This window comes from Pseudomonas sp. AU11447, assembly GCF_001672555.2.
Taxonomy (GTDB): domain Bacteria; phylum Pseudomonadota; class Gammaproteobacteria; order Pseudomonadales; family Pseudomonadaceae; genus Pseudomonas; species Pseudomonas nitroreducens.
Genome location: NZ_LZDG02000065.1, coordinates 48,737 through 57,326, shown reverse-complemented (window position 1 = coordinate 57,326; position 8,590 = coordinate 48,737). Strand labels below are relative to the sequence as shown.

Here is an 8,590-nt window from a genome sequence, read left to right as displayed (position 1 = left end):
CGCCAGCCGCTGCGGCATGGGCGCCTGCCAGGGCCGCGTGTGCGGCGCGGCGGCCAAGCAGTTGTTCGGTTGGCAACCGCCAGCGCCGCGCCCGCCCTTCAGCCCGGCGCGGGTGGAAACCCTGCTGCAGCTCGCCGAAGACTGAAGGGACCCGCCATGCCAGGGAATGCTCAGCTCAAGCAGAAGACGCGCAGGCGATGACCATCCGGATCGAGCGCGGTGAAGGTGTAGCCGAAATCCATCTGGGTCGGCGCCTGGATAATCTCGACGCCGTGCTGCTGCCAGTCACGGTGCAGTCGCAATACGTCGGCGTGGCTCTGCGCGGGGATACCCAGCTCGCTGCCACCAGCCTGCCCTACGGCGTTCGGCTGCACGCCAGCGCGAGTCCAGAGGCCGAATTTCAGGCCATTGTCGAAGACGAACAAGGCGAAGGTCGCGCTGTTTTCCACCGGGTCGCGCTGCAGCAGCTCCGCGTAGAAACCGGCGCTGCGCTGGGCATCGTCGACGTAGAAAATGATCATGTTCGGGCTGACCATGGAAAACTCCTTGCTGTTGAATGAACCGGCTTCGTTGCCGGTCATCGCAGGCTATGGCGTACCCGTGTCAGTTTCCGGCAGCAGTCATTCACTGCGCGGGGATGTCGTGCCTCGCGTACCAGTCCTTGAGCAACGCCTGCCGCTGACGCGGGTAGCGCTCCGCCAGGCTGCTGACCTGCTCCATGCGGTCGAGCCGAAAGTGCCGCAGGTCCTGGCGCAGCTCGCACCAGGCCATCACCACGCGCACCTGTTCGAAGTAGCCCAGGCCGAACGGCCAGACCACCCGCTCGGTGAACTGTCCGCCGGCATCCCGGTAGGCGAACTGCAGCTTGCCCTGCCGGCGAATGCTGTCTCGCACCTGGCCCAGCAACCCGTCCGCCACTCGCTCGGGTGGCCGGCTGCCCACCAGCAGCGCATTGCTCTCCAACTCCAGGCGCAGGTTGGCCGGCAGTACCGAGCCGACCTTCGCCAGCACATCCCGCGCCGCCGATACCAGGCCCTGGTCGCCATGCCGGCTCACCCAGCGCATGCCCAGCACCAGCGCCTCGATCTCCTCCAGCGAGAACATCAGTGGCGGCAGCTCGAAACCGGGGCGCAGCACGTAGCCAACGCCAGCCGCACCCTCGATATGGGCGCCCTGCTGCTGCAGGGTGGCGATGTCGCGGTACAGCGTGCGCAGGCTGATGCCCAGCTCATCGGCCAGTTGCCGGCCCGACACCGGAAGACGATGGCGCCGCAGTACCTGCAGAAGGTCGAGCAGCCGCTGGGCTCGGGACATGATGATCACTCGAAGGCTAATGTCGGCCGACTAGTCCAGCACGCCGAGGCCCGGCCAACAACCGCAACGTCGCCCGCTCTCGCCTCGGCCACAGCGACGCCCTTTCCCACAACCTGATTGCCCCGTATCCTCGCGATGTTCCGACAGCCGACTCGCCTCCCGATGCACGACCTGATTCCCCAGGGCGCCCGCGACCTGGACAGCCTGCTGCAGACCCTTGCGCAGATTTCCCCGCTGCTCGATGCCATGCCCGGCGTGGTGTTCTTCATCAAGGACACCGCGGCGCGCTACGTGCTGGTCAACCAGACGCTGGCGCGGCGCTGCGGTGTGAAGGATGCCCGCGAGTTGCTCGGGCGCACCGCCGAGGAGGTCTTCCCGTCGCGCTTCGGCCCGATCTACACCGAGCAGGATCGCCGCGTGCTGGAAACCGGCGGCCAGCTCAGCGATCAGCTGGAGCTGCACCTCTACCCCGGCCGGCTGCCGGGCTGGTGCCTGACCCACAAGCTGGCGTTGCACGATGCGCAAGGCGTTGTGATCGGCATGGCGGGGATTTCCAGCGACCTGCAGGCGGCGCAATCCACGCATCCGGCGTACCAGCGCCTGGCGGCGGTGGACGCCTACATCCGCGAGCACTTCGACAGGCCGATCAACCTTGCCGAGCTGACCGAACTGGCCGGCCTCTCCGTCGCCCAACTGGAGCGCCACTGCAAGCGCATCTTCCAGCTCACGCCACGGCAGATGATCCACAAGGCGCGCCTGGGTGCGGCCACGCGCCTGCTCGGCGAAGACCTGCCGATCACCGAGATCGCCCTGCGCTGCGGTTACACCGATCACAGCGCGTTCAGCCGGCAATTCCGTGCGCTGACCGGCCTGTCGCCGACGCAGTATCGCGAGTCGCAAACCTCGCCCAACTGAACACTTCCCTCCGCGTAGGGTGCATAACGCCTACGGCGTTATCCGCCGCCAGCCAAGGCACGAATGCGCATACGGCGGATAAAGCGTGCCGCTTTATTCGCCCTACGGGATAAACGTCCTGAAAGTTTGTGTGTGGGCGGTTCGCGAGCAAGCTCGCTCCTACGAAGAGCAAGCGCTGCCCTGCCTGTAGGAGCGAGGGGGCGCCCGGTTCTTGCTCGCGAACACTCTTCAGCCCCGATCAGCGTGCGATACGTGAGTGCTCCCATACGGGGCAGCGAAACACGCTCCTGCTTCATTTGGTAACAGCGTTCGGAACCCACCTACAGTTAATCCGGAAGGCTCCCAGCAACGAATCCCCCGCACACCGGGCTTTGCGACCCATGAGTCACGCCCGAGTGGTTTCTGGCACATGCCTTGCTCTAAGAAATATCGTATACGAAATCCATAATACAAAAATCGCTGCACAACACTGACTCAGAGAGGCCCCCATGAAATTCACCCGAATTGCTCTAGCCCTCACCGCTGTGTTTCTCGCCGGCCAGGCCCAGGCCGACAAGCTCGACGACATCATCGAATCCGGCAAGCTGCGCTGCGCCGTGACCCTGGACTTCCCGCCGATGGGTTCGCGCGATGCGCAGAACAACCCGGTCGGCTTCGACGTGGACTACTGCAACGACCTGGCGAAAGTGCTGGGTGTTACCGCCGAAGTCGTCGAGACGCCCTTCCCGGATCGCATCCCGGCGCTGGTCTCCGGCCGCGCCGACGTGATCGTCGCTTCCACCTCCGACACCCTGGAGCGCGCCAAGACGGTCGCCATGACCATCCCCTATTTCGCCTTCCAGATGGTGGTGCTGACCCGCGAGGACACCGGCATCACCAAGTACGAGGACATCAAGGACCGCCCGGTAGGCAACACCAGCGGCACCTATGAAGCCATTGCACTGGAGAAGGACGTGAAGAAATGGGGCGGCAAAGGCTCCTTCCGCGCCTACCAGAGCCAGAACGACACCATCCTCGCCGTTGCCCAGGGCCACATCGACGCCACCGTGGTGACCAACACCGTCGCCGCCTCCACCCTGAAATCCGGCAAGTACAAGGGCCTGAAGGTCGTCGGCAACGCGCCCTACGTGATCGACTACGTGTCGCTGGCCGCCGCGCGCAACGAGTACGGCCTGATCCACTACCTCAACCTCTTCGTCAACCAGCAGGTCCGCACCGGCCGTTATGCCGAGCTGTACGAGAAGTGGGTCGGCGGCACCCCGGTCGACCTCACCGTTCCCCACGTGTACTACTGACGGCGGGCGCAACATGTCTTCGATGCAGGCTTCAAGGGTGCGGGACTCACGCCTAACAGGGCGGGTCCTGATGGGGGGTAGCGCCGAAGGGGCGCTACTCCATGCCGACACCGGGCTGAGCTTCTGGGGAGGCGTCGAGCCTTTCACGGGCGAGGTCATCGACCGCCACCATCCGCTCTCCGGCAGCTTCCTGCCCGGGCGGGTGCTGGCGATTCCCAGCGGACGCGGCTCCTGTACCGGCAGCAGCGTGATGCTGGAAATACTGCTCAACGGCCATGCGCCGGCAGCCCTGCTGCTGGCCGAGCCGGACGAGATCCTCACCCTCGGCGTGCTGGTGGCGCAGGCGTTGTTCGGCCGCTCCATCCCGGTACTGTGCCTGGGCCACGAGGGTTTCGAGCAGTTGTCCACGGGCGGCTGGGCCCGTATCGAAGACGGACAGGTAACACTCACCGCCGAGCGCCCTGCCGATGGCTGGCAGGGCGTGATGGCCAGCGATGCCGGCCCGCTGCCGGAAGGCCTGGTGCTCACCGCCGGCGACCATGAGCTGCTCGACGGCCAGCACGGCAAGGCCGCCCAGGCCGCCATGCAGATCGTCCTGCGCATGGCCGCGCTGCAAGGCGCGAAGGACCTGCTGGACATCGCCCAGGCGCACATCGACGGCTGCATCTATACCGGCCCCGCCAGCCTCCGCTTCGCCCGCCAACTGGCGGACTGGGGCGGCAAGGTGAAGGTGCCGACCACCCTGAATTCCATCTCCGTGGATCACCGCCGCTGGCGCGAACTGGGCGTCGACAAGGCCTTCGGCGAGCCCGCCGCCGCGCTGGGCGATGCCTACATGGAGATGGGCGCGCAGATGAGCTACACCTGCGCGCCCTACCTGCTGGACAGCAAGCCGAGCCTCGGCGAACAGGTCGTGTGGGCCGAGTCCAACGCCGTGGTCTACGCCAACAGCGTGCTCGGCGCGCGCACCCTGAAATACCCGGATTACCTCGACATCTGCATCGCCCTCACCGGCCGCGCGCCGAACGTCGGCAGCCACCGCGACGAAGGCCGGCTGGCCGTGCTGCGGATCGATGTCGAGCTGCCGGCCGAACATGACGAATCGATCTTCCCGCTGCTCGGCTATCACATCGGCGAGCTGTGCGGCACGCGCATCCCGGTGGTCGACGGCCTGCAGCCGCTGGCGCCGGACAGCGATGCGCTGAAAGCCTTCGGCGCAGCCTTCGCCACTACCTCCGCTGCGCCGATGTTCCACATTGCCGGCGTTACCCCGGAAGCGCCGGACGTCGCCACCGCACTGGGCGGCAAAGCCCCGCTGCAACACCTGCGCGTCACCCCGGCGGACCTGATCGCCTCCTGGCGCGAGCTGGACCACGCGGCAGAGCCCAGCGTGCAACTGGTGTCCCTGGGCAACCCGCACTTCTCCGCCAGCGAGTGTGCCGAGCTGGCCAGGCTGGTCGCCGGGCGCCGCAAGCATCCGGGCGTCGCGCTGGTCGTCGCCCTCGGCCGCGCCGTGCAGGAAAAGGCCCGCGCCGCCGGCGACGTGAAGGTGCTGGAAGACTTCGGCGCGCAACTGCTCAACGACACCTGCTGGTGCATGATCGGCGAGCCGGTGATCCCGCCGTCCTGCACCACGCTGATCACCAATTCGGCGAAGTACGCCCACTACGGCCCGGGTCTGGCCGGGCGCCAGGTGCACTTTGGCAGCCTTGCCGCGTGCGTCGAGGCGGCCTGCAGCGGGCGCGGTGACGGTGGCGTCCCGAGCTGGCTGAGCGAGGGGGTGCGCTGATGTTCAACTACAGCTTCCACTGGCGCTCCGCCTTCAAGGCCCTGCCGGACATGCTCGGCGGCGCCTGGGTAACCCTCGAAACCGCCGCGCTGTCGATGATCCTCGGCGTGCTCATCGCGCTGCTGCTGACCGTCATGCGGCAGATGAAGAACCCAATGCTCAAGGGCTTCGCCGACACCTGGGTATCGATCGCGCGCAACACGCCGTCGCTGTTCCAGATCTACATCCTGTACTTCGGCCTGGGCTCCTTCGGCCTGCACGTCAGCTCCTGGGTGGCGCTGCTGGCGGGAATCACCTTCAACAACGCCGGCTACCTCGCGGAGAACTTCCGCGGCGGCCTCAAGGCCGTGCCGGACACCCAGATGCGCGCCGCGCGCTCGCTGGGCATGAGCGCCTTCCAGGCGTACCGGATGATCATCGTTCCGCAGCTGCTGCGCATCGTCTATTACCCGCTGACGAACCAGATGGTCTGGGCGGTGCTGATGACGTCGCTGGGCGTGGTGGTGGGCCTGAACAACGACCTCACCGGCGTGACCCAGGACTTCAACGTGCGCACCTTCCGCACCTTCGAGTACTTCGCCCTGGCCGCGGTGCTCTATTACATCATCGCCAAGGTCATCGTGGCGGTCGCCCGCCTGTTGAGCTGGCGGCTGTTCCGCTACTAGGAGAAGCGCGCATGTTTTCCACGAGCTTCACCGTCAACGACCTGATGTTCCTGCTGCAAGGGGCCTGGGTCACCGTCAAGCTGACCGTCGGCGCCATGCTCATCGGCACCCTCGCTGGCGTCGTGCTGGGCTGGCTGCGCGCCACCCTGCCGCGCGCCACGATGCCGGTCGGCTGGTTCCTCGACATCTTCCGCAGCGTGCCGCTGCTGATCCAGTTCGTGCTGTTCAACTCGCTGAAAAGCATCGTCGGCCTGAACTGGAGCGCCTTCACCGTCGGCTGCCTGGTACTGGGCGTGTACGCGGCGGCGTTCTGCACCGAGATCATCCGCAGCGGCATCCTCGCCGTCGGCCCGAACATCCGCCGCGCCAGCCGCTCGCTGGGCCTCAGCTACTGGCAGGACCTGCGCTACATCGTGCTGCCGCTGGCCGCGCGGGTGGCCTTCCCCGGCTGGCTGAACCTGGTGCTGGGGGTGATGAAGGACACCGCGCTGGTCATGTGGATCGGCATCGTCGAACTGCTCCGCGCCTCGCAGACCATCGTGACGCGCATCCAGGAACCCCTGCTGGTGCTGTGCATCGCCGGGGTCATCTATTACCTCATGAGTTGGGTCGTGGCGCGCCTCGGTGCCCGGCTGGAACAAAGGTGGCAGGAAAATGATTGAAATCGACAACGTGCACAAAGCCTACGGCGATCTGGAAGTGGTCAAGGGCGTCAGCCTGACCGTGAAGAAGGGCGAGGTAGTCTCGATCATCGGCGGCTCGGGTTCGGGCAAGTCCACCCTGCTGATGTGCATCAACGGCCTGGAACCGATCCAGCGCGGCAAGATCCGCGTCGACGGCATCGAGGTCCACGCCAAGACCACCGACCTGAACAAGCTGCGGCAGAAGATCGGCATTGTCTTCCAGCAGTGGAACGCCTTCCCGCACCTGACCGTGCTGGAGAACGTCATGCTCGCCCCGCGCAAGGTGCTCGGCCTGCCCAAGGAAGAAGCCGAGGCGATGGCGGTGAAGCAGCTCAAGCACGTCGGCCTGGGCGACAAGCTCAAGGTGTTCCCGCAGAAGCTCTCGGGCGGGCAGCAGCAGCGCATGGCGATCGCCCGCGCGCTGGCCATGTCGCCGGACTACATGCTGTTCGACGAAGCCACCTCGGCACTCGACCCGCAACTGGTGGGCGAGGTACTCGACACCATGCGCCTGCTCGCCGAAGAGGGCATGACCATGGTCCTGGTGACCCACGAAATCCGCTTCGCCCGCGATGTGTCCGACCGCGTGGCGTTCTTCCGCGAAGGCCTGGTGCACGAGATCGGCACGCCGGACCAGGTGATCGTCAATCCGCAGCGGGCGGAGACGGCGGAGTTTCTGAGGTCGGTGAACTGACAAGAGCCCCTCTCCCTAACCCTCTCCCTGAAGGACGAGGGGACTGGATCGGAGCAGGCTGATGCCTTGGTGTAAGCCGGCACGGTCGCTCCCTCTCCCTTCAGGGAGAGGGCTGGGGAGAGGGAAAAACGGGCCGCGAAAGAACCAGGAGACAGACATGCGTTCGAGCAAGATCATCCACGTCGTCAGTTGCCACGCCGAAGGCGAAGTCGGCGACGTCATCGTCGGCGGCGTCGCCCCGCCGCCGGGCGACACCGTGTGGGCACAGTCGCGCTTCATCGCCAGCGACAACACCCTGCGCAACTTCGTCCTCAACGAACCACGCGGCGGCGTGTTCCGTCACGTGAACCTGCTGGTCCCGCCGAAGGACCCGCGGGCGCAGATGGCCTGGATCATCATGGAGCCGGCGGACGTGCCGCCCATGTCCGGCTCCAACTCGCTGTGCGTCAGCACCGTGCTGCTCGACAGCGGCATCCTGCCGATGCAGGAACCGCAGACACGCCTGACCCTGGAAGCGCCGGGCGGGCTGATCGAGGCCGTGGCCGACTGCAAGGACGGCAAGGTGCAGCGCGTGGAAGTGCGCAACCTGCCCTCCTTCGCCGACAAGCTCGATGCCTGGATCGAAGTGGAAGGCCTCGGTTCGCTGCAGGTGGATACCGCCTACGGCGGCGACAGCTTCGTGCTGGCCGACGCGCACGCGCTGGGCTTCACCCTGCACGCCTCGGAGGCCGCCGACCTGGTTGCCACCGGCCTGAAGATCACCCAGGCGGCAAACCAGCAACTGGGCTTCAAGCACCCGGAAAACCACGACTGGGCGCACATCTCCTTCTGCCAGCTGACCGCGCCGGTAGAACGCATCGACGGCGTGCTGCACGGGCGCAACGCCGTGGTCATCCGCCCCGGCAAGATCGACCGTTCGCCCTGCGGCACCGGCTGCTCGGCACGCATGGCGGTGCTGCATGCCAAGGGCCAGCTGAAGGACGGCGAACGCTTTGTCGGCCACTCGATCATCGATTCCCAGTTCCACTGCCGCATCGACGGCCTCACCAGCGTCGGCGGCAAACCGGCGATCCACCCGTGCATTTCCGGCCGCGCCTGGATCACCGGCACCCACCAGCACCTGCTCGACCCGAGCGATCCCTGGCCCGAAGGCTATCGGCTCTCGGATACCTGGCCCAACGGTTACTGATTTCCCCTTTCAACCCTGATTCGCCGCGTAGCGGCACCCGACGACG

9 protein-coding genes and 1 pseudogene are annotated in these 8,590 nt (G+C 66.3%); 8 read left to right on the top strand and 2 right to left on the bottom strand.

The features are described 5' to 3' along the window. A pseudogene (locus A6723_RS31850) lies at window positions 1-145 on the top strand (FAD/NAD(P)-binding oxidoreductase); the annotation flags it as partial. A gap of 25 nt (window positions 146-170) precedes the next feature. On the opposite strand, the gene A6723_RS23460 reads toward A6723_RS31850, so the two are convergent. Together A6723_RS23460 and A6723_RS23455 are read right to left on the bottom strand one after the other, a co-directional pair. Then, window positions 171-536, bottom strand: coding sequence for a VOC family protein (locus A6723_RS23460; RefSeq protein ID WP_045217295.1), 366 nt, complete (start codon window positions 534-536; stop codon window positions 171-173). A gap of 88 nt (window positions 537-624) precedes the next feature. Beyond that, window positions 625-1,314: a YafY family protein gene (locus A6723_RS23455; protein WP_054906839.1), complete on the bottom strand. Its 690-nt coding sequence runs from the start codon at window positions 1,312-1,314 to the stop codon at window positions 625-627. 135 nt (window positions 1,315-1,449) lie between these two features. On the opposite strand from A6723_RS23455, the gene A6723_RS23450 reads away from it, so the two are divergent. The 7 genes from A6723_RS23450 (at window position 1,450) to A6723_RS23420 (ending at window position 8,544) form a co-directional block, all read left to right on the top strand. Beyond that, a complete protein-coding gene (locus tag A6723_RS23450; protein WP_054906838.1) occupies window positions 1,450-2,229 on the top strand; it encodes an AraC family transcriptional regulator in 780 nt (259 codons plus the stop codon). 488 nt (window positions 2,230-2,717) lie between these two features. After that, window positions 2,718-3,524 carry a transporter substrate-binding domain-containing protein gene (locus tag A6723_RS23445; protein ID WP_054906837.1) on the top strand — a complete coding sequence of 269 codons (807 nt, stop codon included), beginning with the start codon at window positions 2,718-2,720 and terminating at the stop codon, window positions 3,522-3,524. A 70-nt stretch (window positions 3,525-3,594) separates the two neighbouring features. Next, window positions 3,595-5,313, top strand: a complete 1,719-nt coding sequence (locus A6723_RS23440; RefSeq protein ID WP_054906836.1) for an aconitase X — start codon at window positions 3,595-3,597, stop codon at window positions 5,311-5,313. Next, a complete protein-coding gene (locus A6723_RS23435) occupies window positions 5,313-5,978 on the top strand; it encodes an amino acid ABC transporter permease (protein WP_054906835.1) in 666 nt (221 codons plus the stop codon). Before A6723_RS23440 ends, A6723_RS23435 begins: the two co-directional genes overlap by 1 nt. Before the next feature lie 11 nt (window positions 5,979-5,989). Beyond that, window positions 5,990-6,640, top strand: coding sequence for an amino acid ABC transporter permease (locus A6723_RS23430; RefSeq protein WP_024764660.1), 651 nt, complete (start codon window positions 5,990-5,992; stop codon window positions 6,638-6,640). Further along, on the top strand, window positions 6,633-7,355 hold the full coding sequence (locus tag A6723_RS23425) for an amino acid ABC transporter ATP-binding protein (protein WP_054906834.1): 723 nt from the start codon (window positions 6,633-6,635) through the stop codon (window positions 7,353-7,355). Before A6723_RS23430 ends, A6723_RS23425 begins: the two co-directional genes overlap by 8 nt. Before the next feature lie 157 nt (window positions 7,356-7,512). After that, window positions 7,513-8,544, top strand: a complete 1,032-nt coding sequence (locus A6723_RS23420; RefSeq protein ID WP_054906833.1) for a proline racemase family protein — start codon at window positions 7,513-7,515, stop codon at window positions 8,542-8,544. Window positions 8,545-8,590: the final 46 nt, after the last annotated feature.